The following is a 14,008-nucleotide window of genomic DNA, read 5'->3' as shown; positions in this document are numbered from 1 at the left end:
CGGGCAGTGTCGGGGCATGCAGACCTTCCGCCGCGGCGACCTCGTGTTCGACGTCCACGACTCCGGCCCGGCCGACGGGGAGCCCGTCGTCCTGCTGCACGGGTTCCCGCAGGACGCCCGGGCCTACGACCGGCTCAGTCCCGCCCTGCACTCCGCGGAGCTGCGCACGCTCGCCCCGGACCAGCGCGGCTACTCCCCCGGCGCACGGCCGACCGGGCGGTCGGCCTACGTTTTGCGCGAGGTGGTGGACGACGTCCTGGCCCTGCTGGACGCCGCCGGGCTGGAGAGCGCGCACGTCGTCGGGCACGACTGGGGCGGCGTCGCGGCCTGGGCCCTCTCCGCCTGGCACCCCTGGCGCGTGCGCACGCTCACCGCGCTCTCGGTGCCGCACCCGGCCGCGATGGCGCAGGCGATGCTGCACAGCGACCAGGCGGTGCGGTCGAGCTACATCGCCTTCTTCCAGCTGCCCGCCGTCCCCGAGGGCGTGCTGCTGGCCGGGCACGGCGCCGTCCTGCGCCGGATGCTGCGCTCGGGCGGGCTGCCCGAGGCCCTCGTCGACTCCTACGTCGCCCGGCTGCGCGAGCCGGGGGCGCTGACCGCCGCGCTGAACTGGTACCGCGCCATGCCGCTGGCCGCCCGGACGCCGGTGGGCACGGTTCGGGTGCCGACGCTGCACGTCTGGGGGGACGGCGACGCCTTTCTCGGCCGGGCCGCCACGGAGGCCACCGCAGAGTTCGTCGCCGCGCCGTACCGGCTGGAGGTGCTGGAGGGCGTCAACCACTGGCTCCCCGAGCTGGCGGCCGACCGGGTGGGCGAACTCCTCACCGCGCACGTCCGCACGCACGGCTGAGGCCACGGTGGCAGCCGGGAGTCGACAGCGGCGCGGGATGGCAGGCTGGTCAGCGTGGGGCTCTACGCCTCGCCGATGAGGGGGTCCGATCGGATGCAGGAGCGCGGTGGCCAGGCGGGCGTGCCGACGTCACGTCACGGCGAAGGTGGTCGGCCGGCGTGGTTCCGGGCACTGGAGGACGCCGAACTGCTGTTCGTGGGGCTCTGCGGGACAGATGGCACCCTCCTGGACGCCAACCGGGTGGCCGTCGAAGGCTGCGGCTTCTCCCGCGCCGCCCAGATCGGCCGGCCGTTCTGGGCGACCGGTTGGTGGTCAGGCAGTACGGCGGCTCAGGAGCAGATGCGTTCCTGATGTGCGGAGGTGGCCGGCGGAGGGAAGCCGGTGCGTGCGGTGACGTCCTACTTCCTGGCCGACGGCAGCGAGCGGACCGTCGACTTCACCCTGCAACTGGTGCACGACCAGGAGACCGGACGGGACTACCTGTTCCCCAACGGCATGGACGTCACCGACCGGGTCGCCGCGCAATGGACAGCTGCTCAAGCAGCCGCCGCGACGGCCCAGGCCGAGGTTCTCCAGCAGGCAGCCGACGCTCGGGCCGCGGATGTCGCCGCGCTGCGGGCGGTGGAGGCGGAGCTGTCCCGGGCACTGGAGCTCTCGGCCAAGGTCCTCGACAACACCGCCGACGGCATCTACGGGCTGGACGCCGCCGGCCGCGTCGAGTTCGTCAACCCGGCCGCGGTCCGGATCACCGGACACGCCCGGGACGAGCAGCTCGGCAGCGACCAGCACAGCCTCATCCACGGACGCCGCGCCGACGGCTCCGACTACCCGCTGGAGCAATGCCCGGTGTGGCAGGCCCTGCAGACCGGCCGCACCGTCGTCGCGGACGACGAGGTCTACTGGCGCGCCGACGGCCGCCCGGTGCCCGTGGAGCTCGTCGCCGTCCCCACGGTCGAGGACGGCGAGGTCACCGGCGTCGTCGTCTCCTTCCGTGACCTGACCGCTCGGCTCGCCGCCGAGGCCCAGACGGCCGAACTGCGCCGGCTCGAGCAACAGGCCGCCGAGCAGCGGGCGCTGTCCGACCGGCTGCAGCAGGCGCTGCTCACGCCGCCGCCGGAGCCGGACCACCTGCACGTCGTGGTGCGTTACCAGCCGGCCGCCCACCACGCCCAGGTGGGCGGCGACTGGTACGATGCGTTCCTGCAGCCCGACGGCGCCACGATGCTGGTCATCGGCGACGTGGTCGGGCACGACAGCAGCGCGGCGGCCTCGATGGGCCAGCTGCGCGGGTTGATGCGGGCCCTGGCCTACGACAACGACGAGTCCCTGGAGGCGACGCTGACCCGCGTCGAGCACGCCGCCCGCGGACTGGCCGTCGAGACCCTGGCCACCGCTCTGCTGGCCCGGATCGAGCGGTGCCCGGACGTCCCGGTGACCGGCACGCGCACCCTGCGCTGGACCAGTGCCGGGCATCTGCCGCCGGTGCTGCTGCAGGCGGACGGGACGAGCGCCGTGCTGGAGACGCCGGTGGACCTGATGCTCGGCGTCGACCCCGACGCCCCGCGCCGCAGCCACGAGACGGAGCTGCCCAACGGCAGCACGCTGCTGCTGTTCACCGACGGACTGGTCGAGCGCCGCAGCGGTGACCTCGACGAGGGCGTGGAGCGGCTGCGTGCCGCCCTGACCGACCTCGGCACGCGGCCCCTCGACGAACTGTGCGACCTGCTGCTCGCCCGGCTCGTGCCCGCCTCCGGGGACGACGACGTCGCGCTGCTCGCCGTCCGCGCCTATCCCGAGGACCGTCCCCGGCCACCCGAGGCCGGCCCGAACGTGCTGCCGCCGGGCATCGGCTGACCCCTACGGTGGCGCCGTGGCCATCGAGCTGACCCGCGCTGACGTGCTCGGGTTCCGGGTGCGCGCGCAGCAGCTGGACCGGACGGCGGGCACGCTCGCCGACACGGCCGTGCTCGACCTCGGCGTGCAGGACACCGGTGCGGACGCCGCCCGCTGGGCGCTGGCGGTCCGCGGTGTCGACGTCGCCCCGGACGAGCCGGGCCTGGCCACGGTGTGGACCGTGCGCGGGGCACCGCACGTCTACCGGCGGGCCGACCTGCCCGGCATGGCCGCCGCGACCGCGCCGTTCTCCGACGCCGATGCGGGCAGGCGCATCTACGACGCGTCCAAGCCGCTGAAGGCCGCGGGCATCCCGAACCTGGCGGCGCTGGACGCGGTCGCCGCCGCGATGCGGTCGATCGTTCCCGCGCCCACGGTCAAGGGAGAGATGTCGCGGCAGCTGACCGCCGTGCTGCCGGAGCCCTACCTGCGGTACTGCCGGCCCTGCGACGCCGTCCACGTGCACGAGATGCCGTTCCGGCTCGCCGCGCTGCGCGCGGGCCTGGAGCTGCAGCCCGGCACCTCGCCGCCGGTGCTCCAGCCGATCCCCGGGTTCGCCGTCGCCGACGCCGTTCCGGAGCGGCTGGACGTCGTCCGGGCGTACCTCCGCCTGTTCGGGCCGGCCATCCCGAAGCACGTCGCCGGCTACCTCGACGCGCCCGTCGCGGACGTCACCGCCCACTGGCCGGACGACGTGGTGGAGGTGACGGTCGCCGGGGAGCGGCGGTGGGCGCTGGCCGCGGACGCCGACCGGATGGGGGCCGGCCCGGCGGCGACGACCCGGCTGCTGGGTCCGTTCGACCCCTACCTCCAGCTGCGGGACCGCCCGCTGCTGGTCGTGGACCCGGTACGGGCCAAGGACCTGTGGCGCGCGCTCGGCCGGCCGGGCGCGGTGCTGGTCGACGGCGAGGTCGCCGGCACCTGGCGCCCGCGCAAGGCCGGCAAGCGACTGACCGTGGTGGTGGAGCCGTGGCGGGACCTGTCCGGGGCGCGGGAGGCGATCGGGGCGCAGGCCCAGCGGCTGGCCGCCGTCCGAGGCGCCGAGCTGGCCGCGGTCGACGTTCCCGGGTGACCGCGAGGGGTGGGCGCTCCGATCGGCGGGTAGCGGTGCCGACATGTCGGAACCCACGCGTGGACTCCTGCCCGGCCTGACCGTCGCCGTCACCGGCGCCACCGGCAACGTCGGGACGGCGCTGCTGCGGGCCCTGGCCGACGGCGGGGTGGCGGTCCGCGGACTGGCCCGCCGCCAGCCGCCGGACACCGTTCCCTACACCGGCGTCCGCTGGTTCTGCGCCGACCTCGGCGAGCCCGACAGCGAGCCGGTGCTGGCCGAGTTCCTGACCGGCGCGGACGTCGTCGTCCACCTGGCCTGGGCGCTGCAGCCGGGCCGGGAGCCCGAGCGGCTGCGCCGGGTCAACGTCGGCGGCACGCAACGGGTGCTCGACGCCGCCGCCGCGGCCGGGGTGCCGCACGTGCTGCACATGTCGTCCCTCGGCGCGTACTCCGCCGGGCCGCACGACCGCCGGATCACCGAGGACTGGCCCACCGAGGGCATCCCCCGCTCGCAGTACAGCCGGGACAAGGTCGAGGCCGAACACCGCGTGCGCGACTTCTCCGCCGCCCACCCGGAGGTGACCGTGTCGGTGACCCGACCGACGCTGATCCTGCAGCCCGAGGCCGGCAGCGAGATCGGCCGGTACTTCCTCGGCGACCTCCTGTTCGCGGCGGCCAGGCTGCTGCCCGGACCGGTCGCCAAGCTGCTGCCGCTCCCGCTGCCGGGCAACCTGTCGGTCGCCTTCGTGCACGCCGACGACGTGGCCCAGGCGCTGGTGCGGATCATCGACCGCCGCGCCCCCGGGGCGTTCAACCTGGCCACCGACCCGGCGCTGGACGCCGCCGCCCTGGCCAAGGCGCTCGGCACGTTCCGCGTGCCCACCCCGGCGTTCGTACTGCGCGCCGCGCTGGACGCCGCCTTCCGCGCCCACCTGGTGCCGACCGAGCCCGGCTGGCTGGACCTCGGGCTGGGGGTGCCGCTGCTGGAGTGGGCGCGGGCCCGGACCGAGCTGGACTGGGCGCCGACGCACCGCGGGGACGACGTGCTGCGCGAATTCGTCGCCGCGCTGGGCCGGGGTGAGGGCACCGACAGCCCGCTGCTGCAGCCCGCCGGTGGGCCGAAGCCCCCACCCGCCTGACACCCGCCCGCAGGCCCGGCCCACTCGGCAGGGCTGCTCTGACGCTGCGCTCGCCAGCCGCGGTCGCGTGCCCAAGCGAACGCACCGTTCGGAGCCCGGGAGTCCGTCCCGTCGGGCGCGGGCCAAGGGCACAGCGGCCCCGCGCGGACAACGGGAAGAGCCGGACCTGATCCGTGACGTCGCGCGCGCCCTCGTCCACGACGACCCGTCCGTCCTGCTCACGATGGTGAGTTCGGTGATGGCGGCATTGGACCCGCGCGGGCGCAACCCCTTCGACACCGCGCAGCCTGATGGTCCGTCGCGAGACGAGGTGGTGCAGTTCTTCTTCCGGGCGGAGGTGAGCGAGACCTCGGCCCTGCTGGCGGTGATCGCGGAGCTCGACGGGGATGAGGTCCTGCGCCGCCGGGTGCAGCGGGAGATCGCGACGCGAGGCCACGTCCTGCCGCGCTGGCTGGCTGGTCGACCTGGGCCGGGCAGAGGCCGTCGGCCGCGTGGTCGAGATGGTCCACGTGCTCGGCGACGGCGACAACCTCATGGCGGGCGTACGACTGCCCGGCGGGCACCAGTTCTCGGTCGTGGTCTACGTGGACCACAACCTGGGCACCCTCGTGAAGGACGCCTTCGTCGTGCCCGGGCCTCTCGCTGAGTTGGTCGAGCTCATGCGCACCACAGCCGACGACCCCGACACCACGTTCGAAGATCTGCCCCCGGCCGACGCCAGGGCGCGGATCACCGAGGCGATCGAACTGGGGGCGATCACCGTGCCGCCTCTCGAGACCGTACGGCGTCATGTTCCTGGGCTCGCCGGACTACCTCACGTCGTCGCGCCGGGCGCAGGTCATCGCCGACCGAGACCGCTACCGGGCGATGATCGCGGACCCTGGAGGCCCGGACGACCGACGGCTACGTCGATGTGGGCGTGGGCACGTGAACTGATCCGGATCTGTAGCTGTCGATGCTCACGCGCGCCGGAACTACAGTTCTCTCGGATGCCGGCGGCTGCAGCCCCTCCTGTGGCTGGGGAACTGCTCAGTCGGTCGCGCGCTCGGTCCAGGCAGCCACGGCGCGACCGGTCGCGGCGAACACCTCGGCGGCCCGCTCGGCGCGCAGAGCCACCAGCAGCGCCTCGCCCTCGGCCAGCACGGTGGTGGTGTCGTCCGCCGCGACCAGCGTGGCCCGGGCGGTGGCGTGCCGCCCCTCGAGGGACTCCAGGTGGGCCTCGAGCACCAGCGGCACCGGCCGGCGGTAGCGCACGGTGAGGGACCCGGTGAGTCCGTTGTGCCCGGCGCTGCGCGGCGCGCGGGCCAGCACATGATCGAGCAGGGTGGCGATCACCCCACCGTGCACCAGCCCCGGCGGACCCTCGTGGGCCTTGCCCACGGTCACCCTTGCGGTGACCCGGCCGTCGGCGGAAGCGGTGACCTCCAGCGGCGGGGCCAGCGGATTGCCCGGCCCGTACACGGGGCTGTACCAGCGTTCCCCGGTCTCCGGATCGTCGACGGCGGGGATCGCGGTGACGTCGCGGGACACCGCCCGCAGCCGGGCGGTCTGTTCCCGGACGACGGCCTGAACCGCGGCGAGCTCGGTCTCGTCCACCTCCGTGCGGACGGCGGCGTCGACCAGTTCGCGCAGCGCCGTCCCCAGCTCCCCGACCGCTGCCCGGCGGCGGTCGCGCGACGGACCGGCCAGCGGCTCAACCACGAGGCATGCCGGCCGCGCGGAGCAGCGCGCCGCCGATGATGACCTTCTGCACCTCGCTGGTGCCCTCGTAGAGGCGGTACAGCCGGGCGTCGCGGTAGAAGCGCTCGACCGGCGTCGTCCGCAGGTACCCCAGCCCGCCGTGCACCTGGACGGCGCGGTCGGTGGCCCGGGCGACCATCTCGCTGCAGAACAGCTTCGCCGAGGACGGGCCGACCGAGGTGTCCTCGCCGGAGTCGTAGCGGGCCGCGACGTCGACGACCATGCTTCGGGCGGCCAGCAGCTCGGCGTGGGACTCCGCGAGCATGGCCTGGACCAGCTGGAAGCGGCCGATCGGGGCGCCGCCCTGCTGGGCGGTGGCGGCGTAGGCGACGGACTCGTCGAGCACCCGCTGCGCCATCCCGACGCACAGCGCGGCGATGTGCAGCCGGCCGCGGGAGAGCACGGTGAGCGCCTTGGCGTAGCCGCGGCCCTCCTCGCCGATCAGCGCGTCGGCGGCCACTCGGACGTCGTCGAAGAAGACCTCCGCGGTCCAGGCGCCGGACTGGCCCATCTTCTTGTCCTTGGGGCCCACCGTGACCCCCGGCGTCCGCGCGTCGACGATGAAGCTGGAGATGCCCCGGCCGCCGCGCTCGGCGGGGTCGGTGCGGGCGAAGACGACGAACAGGTCGGCGATCGGGGCATTGGTGATGTAGCGCTTGCCGCCGTTGATCGCCCACTCGTCGCCGTCCCGGCGGCCGGTGGTGCGCAGCCCGGCCGGGTCGGAGCCGGCCTCGGCCTCGGTGAGGGCGAAGGAGCCGATCAGCTCACCGGCGGCCAGCCGCGGGAGGTAGGTCTTCTTCTGCTCCTCGCTGCCGAACTTGGCGATCACCTGCCCGGCGATGCCGTTGTTGGTGCCGAACAGCGAGCGGAAGGCCGGGGTCGTGTAGCCGAACTCGAACGCGAGCTGCACGTCCTCGCTCATCGTGACGCCGAGGCCGCCGTGTTCCTCGGGCAGCGCGTAGCCGAACAGGCCCATGTCGGCGGCGGCGGCGCGCAGCTCGTCGGGGATCCGGTCGGTGTGGTCGATCTCCTCCTCACGGGGGAGGACCACCTCGCGGACCAACTGCCGCACGGCGTCCTTGACCTGGAGGAAGTCCTCGGCGTCCATGCCGAACATGCTGGACCCCCGGGCGCTGCGTTCGCGACCGGGGGTCCGAGGGGGCAGAAATGGCCATTTCTGCCCTCGGATGGATCAGGCCAGGGCGTCGAGCTTGGCCATGTCGTCCGCGGACAGCGTCAGCCGCGCCGCGCCCATGTTCTCCGTCAGATGTTCGACGGACTTGGTGCCCGGGATCGGCAGGATGACCGGCGACTTCTGCAGCAGCCAGGCCAGCGCGACCTGCGACGGGGTGGCGTCCAGCTCCTTGGCCACGGCGGCGACCGGGCTGTCGGGCTTGGCCAGGTTCCCGGTGGCGATCGGGAACCACGGGATGAACGCGATGCCCTCGGCCTCGGCGTACTCGAGCACGTCCTGGGACTGCCGGTTGGTCAGGTTGTACAAGTTCTGCACGCTGGCGATCGGGGTGATCGCCTGGGCTGCCTTCAGCTCCTCGACCGACACCTCGGAGACGCCGATGTGGCGCACCTTGCCCTGCTCCTGGAGCTCGACGAAAGCGCCCAGTTGGTCGGCCAGCGGCACGTCGGGGTCGATGCGGTGCAGCTGGATGAGGTCGATCCGCTCGACGCCCAGGTGGCGCAGCGACAGCTCGACCTGCTGCTTGAGGTAGGCGGGACGACCGACCGGCACCCACTCCCCCGGGCCGGTCCGGGTCAGGCCGGCTTTGGTGCCGATGACCAGCTTCTCCGGGTACGGGTGCAGCGCCTCGGCGATGATCTGCTCGCTGACCAACGGGCCGTAGGAGTCGGCGGTGTCGATGAAGTCGACGCCCTGCTCGACGGCAGCCTGGACGACGCGGACGGCGCCCGCGCGGTCGGCCGGCTCTCCCCAGACGCCCGGGCCGGGCAGCTGCATGGCGCCGTAGCCGAGGCGGTGGACGGTCAGGTCGCCGCCGAGGTCGAAGGTGAGCGAGGTGGTGGCGGTGGTCATGCGTCCTCCTGGTGGATCTGCGGTCGTCGGCCGGACGGCGGACCACCCGGCTCTCGTTGCGCACGACCGGGCGGCGGTGCGGGCCTCTTCCCCGGTGCGCTCGATGTGACTGTTGCCACCACCAGTCCCGCGCTCCGGCGCGGTGCACCACGCCCGGGCGGTTTGACCACACCGTCGCCGGTCATCCTCGGGACGGTGGCGGTGCGGACACTGCCGGACGCGGGACCAGCCGAGGTCCCGTCAGGAGGGGGTACCCGTGGGTGAGCTGGTGGTCGTCCGGCACGGACAGACCGAGTGGAGCAGGAGCGGGCAGCACACCGGGGTGACCGACCTGCCGCTGCTGCCCGACGGTGAGGACGACGCCTGCCGGCTGCGGCCGGTGCTCGAGCAGCGGCAGATCACGCACGCCTTCGTCAGCCCGCTGCAGCGCGCCCGGCGCACCGCCGAGCTGGCCGGGCTGTTCGACGGCGTGGTCGAGACCGCCATCGAGCCGGACCTGGTCGAGGTCGACTACGGCGGCTACGAGGGCCTGACCACCCCCGAGATCGCTGAGCGCCTCGGCCAGAAGTGGTCGCTGTGGGCCGACGGCACCGTGCCGGGCGACACCCCTGGCGAGACGCTGGCCCAGGTGGCGCAGCGCGCCGACCGGGTGCTGGAGCGGGTCCGGCCGCTGCTGGCCGACGGTGACGTGGCGCTGGTCGCACACGGGCACGTGCTGCGAATTCTCACCGCCCGCTGGCTGCGGCTGAGCCCTGAGGCCGGCGCGCTGTTCCCGCTGTCGACCGGCCGCTACGGGCTGCTGGGCCGGGAGCACGACTGGCCGGCGCTGACCGGGTGGAACACCGGCTGCCCGTGACGGAGGAGCCGCTGCCTCCGAACCCGAGCGGCCCGGTTCCGCTGCGGGAATGGGCCGCTCGGGTACAGCCCTTCGCCGAGGCGGCGTTGTCCCGCCGTCGGCCACTCCAGCACCCAACGTGGCCGACTCAGGGACAATCCTCCCGGCTGGCGGCCCTTCAGGCGAAGGTGAGCTCCTGCTCGACCTCAGGCTCGGGCCGCACCGGGCGGCCGAAGAACCAGCCCTGCCCGAGGTCGGCGCCCAACTCCAGCACCTCGTCGGCCACCCGCTCGGACTCCACGCCCTCGGCGACGACCACCGCGCCCAGCCCGTGGGCCAGGCTGATCACCGAGCGGGCGACCGCCCGGGGGCCGGCGTCGGTCAGCCGGGCGACGAGCTCCTTGTCCAGCTTCACCACGTCGGGCCGGACGGCGGACACCAGCGCCAGGCTCGACCAGCCGGCGCCGACGTCGTCCAGCGCGACCCGCCAGCCCAGCGACCGATGATGCTCCAGCACCGACAGCAGGTGCCCGCGGTCGGTGATGGCGTGCGACTCGACGACCTCGAAGACCAGCTGCTCCGGGGACAGGCCGCTGTCGTGCACGGCGCGCTCGGTGCCGGCCAGGCAGACCTGCGGGCGGTACACCGCCGCGGGGTTGCTGTTGACGTAGAGGTCCGCGCCGCCCAGCCAGCCGGCCGCGCCGCGGATCGCCGCCTCTCGGGCGATGCGGTCCAGCCGGGGCAGCCAGCCGGCCGACTCGGCCAGGAAGAACAGGTCCCCGCCGCCGATCTCCCGCCCGTCGGCCCGGCCGCGGAGCAGGGCCTCGTGGGCGACGACGGCGCCGTCGGCCAGCGAGACGATCGGCTGGTAGACCGGCCAGAGCTCGGCGTCGGCGAGGACCCCGACCTCCACCGTCACGCCCCGGCGGGCGAGCTCGACGGCCAGCGAGGGGGCGGTGAGCAGCCGGGTGGCGAGCGCGACGGCGTCGTCGGGCGGGTCGGCAGCGACCCGCACCGCCTCGGTCTCGGCGATGGTCAGCTCGCGGGCCAGCCGCTGGAGCAGGCGGGACAGTCGCCGGCCGTCGGGCTCGGGGTCGACGACCTCCAGCAGCCCGGGGTCGGCGTAGACGTCCAGGTGCAGCGTGTTGGCCGCCCGGGCGATGGTGGGGAGCACATGCTCGAGCGTGCTGGCCAGCAGCAGCCGGGTGGCGCGCTCCGGGGTGTCCCAGGAGGGGCGGACGACGTCGACGGCACCTCTCATCCCAGCAGGATGACCGACGCCCGGCCGCCCCCCGGCCAGGCGCGCGGGAGCTGGGCACACGTCGGCACCGACGCGCACGAAGATCACTGTCTACGATCTGCCGCGTGCTTCCCCCTCCGCCAGCCGGGTCCGCGCCGTCCGGTCGGGGCGGCCGGCCGCGCGACCCGAGTCGGGACGCCGCGATCCGCGCGGCGACCCTGAAGGTGCTGGCCGACTCCGGGTACGCGGGCCTGACCATGGACGCCGTGACGGCCGAGGCCGGGGTGGGCAAGGCGACGATCTACCGCCGCTGGCGCACCAGGTCGCAGCTGGTCGCGGACGCGGTGTCCTCACTCGGCGCGGACCTCGGCGTTCCCCCGGACACCGGGTCGCTGGCGGAGGACCTGCGGATTCTGCTGCACTGGATGGTCGCCGCGGTCAACGGGCCGCTGGGCGCCGCCACGCTGTCCCTGCTGTCGGCGTTCCCGCACGAGCCGGAGCTGCGCGAGGCTTTCCAGCAGGGCCCGATGGGCTACTGGAGCACGTCCTTCCGCACCGTGTGGGCGCAGGCCGAGGAGCGTGGCGAGGTTCGCCCCGGGGTGGTCGACACCGCCGTCGCCTCCAGCGCCTCGGCGCCGATCCTGCAGAGGTGGCTGTTCAGCGACCAGCCGGTTGACCACGCCTACGCCGACGAGGTGCTCACCGACGTCGTCCTGCCACTGGTGCAGGCCGGCTGCGCCGTCGGGCACTGAACCCCCGCGCTGCTCAGCGCCCGGGCTGGAACCGGCGCAGCCGCAGGCTGTTGCTGACCACCAGCACCGAGGACGCCGCCATCGCCAGCCCGGCGAGCAACGGGTTCAGGAAGCCCAGCGCTGCCAGCGGGACCAGCGCCACGTTGTAGGCGAACGCCCAGAACAGGTTCCCCTTGATGACCGCCAGGGTGCGCCGGGACAGCCGGATCGCGTCGACGGCAGCGTCCAGGTCGGCGCGCACCAGGGTCAGGTCGCCGGCCTCGATCGCCACGTCGGTCCCCGAGCCCATCGCCAGTCCGAGGTCGGCCTGGGCGAGGGCGGGCGCGTCGTTCACGCCGTCCCCGACCATGGCCACAACCCGGCCCTGCGCCTGCAGGCGCGCCACGACGTCCACCTTGCCGGCCGGCAGCACACCGGCGATCACCTCGCCGCGGTCGGGGTCGAGCCCGACCTCGCGGGCGACCGCCGCGGCCGCCCCGGGGTTGTCGCCGGTCACCAGCACCGGGGACAGGCCGAGGGCGCGCAACCGCCGGATCGCGCCGGCGCTGCTGGGCTTCACGGTGTCGGCGACGACCAGGACACCGCGCACCTCGCCGTCCCAGGCGACCTGGACGGCGGTGCGGCCGGCGGCCTCCGCGGCCTGCACGACGGCGGCGAGCTCGCCAGACACCGGCAGGTCGCCGCGGGCGCCGATCACCACGTCGTGCCCGTCCACCCGGCCGCTGACGCCCTGTCCGGCCTGGCTGACGAAGTGCTCGACCGGGGGCAGCGGGCCCTCGACGGCGGCCACCACGGCCCGGGCGATCGGGTGTTCGGACCCGGCCTCGACGGCCGCGGCCAGGCGCAGCGTGTCGGGGTGGCCGGAGACCTCCACCACGCTCATCTGCGCGGTGGTGACCGTGCCGGTCTTGTCGAGCACGACGGTGTCGACCGTGCGGGTGCTCTCCAGCACCTCGGGGCCCTTGATGAGCACGCCGAGCTGGGCGCCGCGGCCGGTGCCGACCAGCAACGCGGTCGGGGTGGCCAGCCCGAGGGCGCACGGGCAGGCGATGACCAGGACGGCGACGGCCGCGGTGAAGGCGGCGGTGGCGTCGCCGGTGGTCAGCAGCCAGCCCGCCAGGGTGAGGACGGCGATGGCCAGGACGGCGGGGACGAACACCGCCGAGACCCGGTCGGCCAGCCGCTGCACCGGGGCCTTGCCGCTCTGTGCGGCGGTGACCAGCCGGCCGAGCTGGGCCAGCGTCGTCTCGCTGCCGACCCGGTCGGCGGCGACGACGAGCCGGCCGCCCACGTTGACGGTGGCGCCGGTGACCCGGTCGCCGGCGGCGACCTCCACCGGCACGCTCTCGCCGGTGAGCATCGACAGGTCGACGGCCGACCGGCCGCTGACGACGACGCCGTCGGTGGCGACCTTCTCCCCCGGTCGGACGACGAACTGGTCACCGACGCGCAACTGGTCGATCGGTACCGGCACCTCGCGGCCGTCGCGCAGCACGGTGGCGTCCTTGGCGCCCAGGGCGAGCAGCGCCTCCAGTGCCGCGCCGGAGCGCCGCCTGGCGCGGGCCTCGGCGTAGCGGCCGGCCAGCAGGAAGACGGTCACCGCGGAGGCGACCTCGAGGTACAGCTCGTCGGAGCCGGACCCCTGGGCGGCCAGCAGCGAGAAGGACATCCGCATCCCCGGCAGGCCGGCGTCGCCGATGAACAACGCCCACAGCGACCAGAGGTAGGCCGCGGTGATGCCGATCGAGACCAGGGTGTCCATCGTGCTGGCACCGTGCCGGGCGTTGACGACGGCGGCGCGGTGGAACGGCCAGGCCCCCCAGACCGCGACCGGACTGGCCAGCGTGAGGGCCAGCCACTGCCAGTTGTCGAACTGCAGCGCCGGGACCATGGACAGCACGACCACCGGCAGCGCCAGCGCGGCGCTGACCAGGAGCCGCTGCCGCAGCGGCGCGTCCGGGTCGGCGGCGCTCGCCGGCTCGTCGGCGGCCGGCGGAGCGGGGAGCGCGGCGGAGTAGCCGGTCGCCGAGACCGTGGCCAGCAGCCGGTCGGTGTCGACTCGCGCCGGGTCGAAGCGGACGGTGGCCGCCTCGGTGGCGTAGTTGACGCTGGCCTGTACGCCGTCGAGCTTGTTGAGCTTGCGCTCGATCCGGTTCGCGCAGCTGGCGCAGGTCATGCCGGTGATGTCGAGCCGCACCTCGTCCAGCGCGGTCGACTCGCCGGCCGCGGACGTCTGTGGCTCTGCGCTCATGCCGGGTCGGCCGAGTAGCCCGCCTCGGCGACGGCGGCCTGCACCTGCTCGGCGGTCACGTCCTGTCCGGTCACCTGCAGGCGACCGGAGTCCAGGTCGACGTCGACCGAGGTGACGCCGTCCAGTTCGCCGACCTCCTCGGTGACGGAGGTGACGCAGTGCTGGCAGGTCATGCCGGTGACGACGTAGGTCTGGGTCTGCACGGGGG

General features: G+C 74.4%; 13 protein-coding genes. 7 read left to right on the top strand and 6 right to left on the bottom strand.

From position 1 onward, the window contains the following. Nucleotides 1-16 precede the first annotated feature (16 nt). From BLW04_RS15970 to BLW04_RS15950, 5 genes are all read left to right on the top strand, one after another. Complete coding sequence (locus BLW04_RS15970; RefSeq protein WP_091543246.1) at nt 17-850, top strand: alpha/beta fold hydrolase; 834 nt, start codon at nt 17-19, stop codon at nt 848-850. 75 nt (nt 851-925) lie between these two features. Continuing rightward, entirely contained in the window at nt 926-1,201 is a 276-nt protein-coding gene (locus tag BLW04_RS15965) for a hypothetical protein (protein WP_139306863.1), read from the top strand. Between the two features lie 9 nt (nt 1,202-1,210). Continuing rightward, nucleotides 1,211-2,704: a PP2C family protein-serine/threonine phosphatase gene (locus BLW04_RS15960; protein ID WP_254781642.1), complete on the top strand. Its 1,494-nt coding sequence runs from the start codon at nt 1,211-1,213 to the stop codon at nt 2,702-2,704. A gap of 16 nt (nt 2,705-2,720) precedes the next feature. Next, complete coding sequence (locus BLW04_RS15955) at nt 2,721-3,815, top strand: winged helix DNA-binding domain-containing protein (protein ID WP_091543242.1); 1,095 nt, start codon at nt 2,721-2,723, stop codon at nt 3,813-3,815. 43 nt (nt 3,816-3,858) lie between these two features. Beyond that, nucleotides 3,859-4,935 carry an NAD-dependent epimerase/dehydratase family protein gene (locus BLW04_RS15950; protein ID WP_091543240.1) on the top strand — a complete coding sequence of 359 codons (1,077 nt, stop codon included), beginning with the start codon at nt 3,859-3,861 and terminating at the stop codon, nt 4,933-4,935. A gap of 1,029 nt (nt 4,936-5,964) precedes the next feature. Here BLW04_RS15950 and BLW04_RS15945 read toward each other — a convergent pair. From BLW04_RS15945 to BLW04_RS15935, 3 genes are all read right to left on the bottom strand, one after another. Then, complete coding sequence (locus tag BLW04_RS15945) at nt 5,965-6,636, bottom strand: PaaI family thioesterase (RefSeq protein WP_091543238.1); 672 nt, start codon at nt 6,634-6,636, stop codon at nt 5,965-5,967. Further along, on the bottom strand, nt 6,629-7,783 hold the full coding sequence (locus tag BLW04_RS15940; protein WP_091543289.1) for an acyl-CoA dehydrogenase family protein: 1,155 nt from the start codon (nt 7,781-7,783) through the stop codon (nt 6,629-6,631). The genes BLW04_RS15945 and BLW04_RS15940 overlap by 8 nt, the downstream gene beginning before the upstream one ends. Nucleotides 7,784-7,867: 84 nt before the next feature. Next, nucleotides 7,868-8,722 carry an aldo/keto reductase gene (locus tag BLW04_RS15935; RefSeq protein WP_091543236.1) on the bottom strand — a complete coding sequence of 285 codons (855 nt, stop codon included), beginning with the start codon at nt 8,720-8,722 and terminating at the stop codon, nt 7,868-7,870. Nucleotides 8,723-8,978: 256 nt separating this feature from the next. Between BLW04_RS15935 and BLW04_RS15930 the strand changes: the two genes are divergently transcribed. Next, nucleotides 8,979-9,578 (top strand): histidine phosphatase family protein, encoded by a 600-nt coding sequence (locus BLW04_RS15930; protein ID WP_091543233.1) that lies wholly within the window; start codon nt 8,979-8,981, stop codon nt 9,576-9,578. Nucleotides 9,579-9,735: 157 nt separating this feature from the next. Here the strand turns inward: BLW04_RS15930 and BLW04_RS15925 are convergent, their stop codons facing one another. Beyond that, on the bottom strand, nt 9,736-10,818 hold the full coding sequence (locus BLW04_RS15925) for an EAL domain-containing protein (protein WP_091543230.1): 1,083 nt from the start codon (nt 10,816-10,818) through the stop codon (nt 9,736-9,738). 104 nt (nt 10,819-10,922) lie between these two features. Here BLW04_RS15925 and BLW04_RS15920 point away from each other — a divergent pair, with 104 nt between their 5' ends. Beyond that, nucleotides 10,923-11,549, top strand: a complete 627-nt coding sequence (locus tag BLW04_RS15920; RefSeq protein WP_091543228.1) for a TetR/AcrR family transcriptional regulator — start codon at nt 10,923-10,925, stop codon at nt 11,547-11,549. 13 nt (nt 11,550-11,562) lie between these two features. Here the strand turns inward: BLW04_RS15920 and BLW04_RS15915 are convergent, their stop codons facing one another. Both BLW04_RS15915 and BLW04_RS15910 read right to left on the bottom strand, forming a co-directional pair. Then, entirely contained in the window at nt 11,563-13,800 is a 2,238-nt protein-coding gene (locus BLW04_RS15915; RefSeq protein ID WP_175484085.1) for a heavy metal translocating P-type ATPase, read from the bottom strand. After that, nucleotides 13,797-14,003 (bottom strand): heavy-metal-associated domain-containing protein, encoded by a 207-nt coding sequence (locus BLW04_RS15910; RefSeq protein WP_091543226.1) that lies wholly within the window; start codon nt 14,001-14,003, stop codon nt 13,797-13,799. The genes BLW04_RS15915 and BLW04_RS15910 overlap by 4 nt, the downstream gene beginning before the upstream one ends. Nucleotides 14,004-14,008 lie beyond the last annotated feature (5 nt).

It is taken from the genome of Modestobacter sp. DSM 44400 (assembly GCF_900107175.1).
Taxonomy (GTDB): domain Bacteria; phylum Actinomycetota; class Actinomycetes; order Mycobacteriales; family Geodermatophilaceae; genus Modestobacter.
Note: the sequence above shows the minus strand (reverse complement) of the source record. Positions and strands in the feature narration are given on the sequence as shown.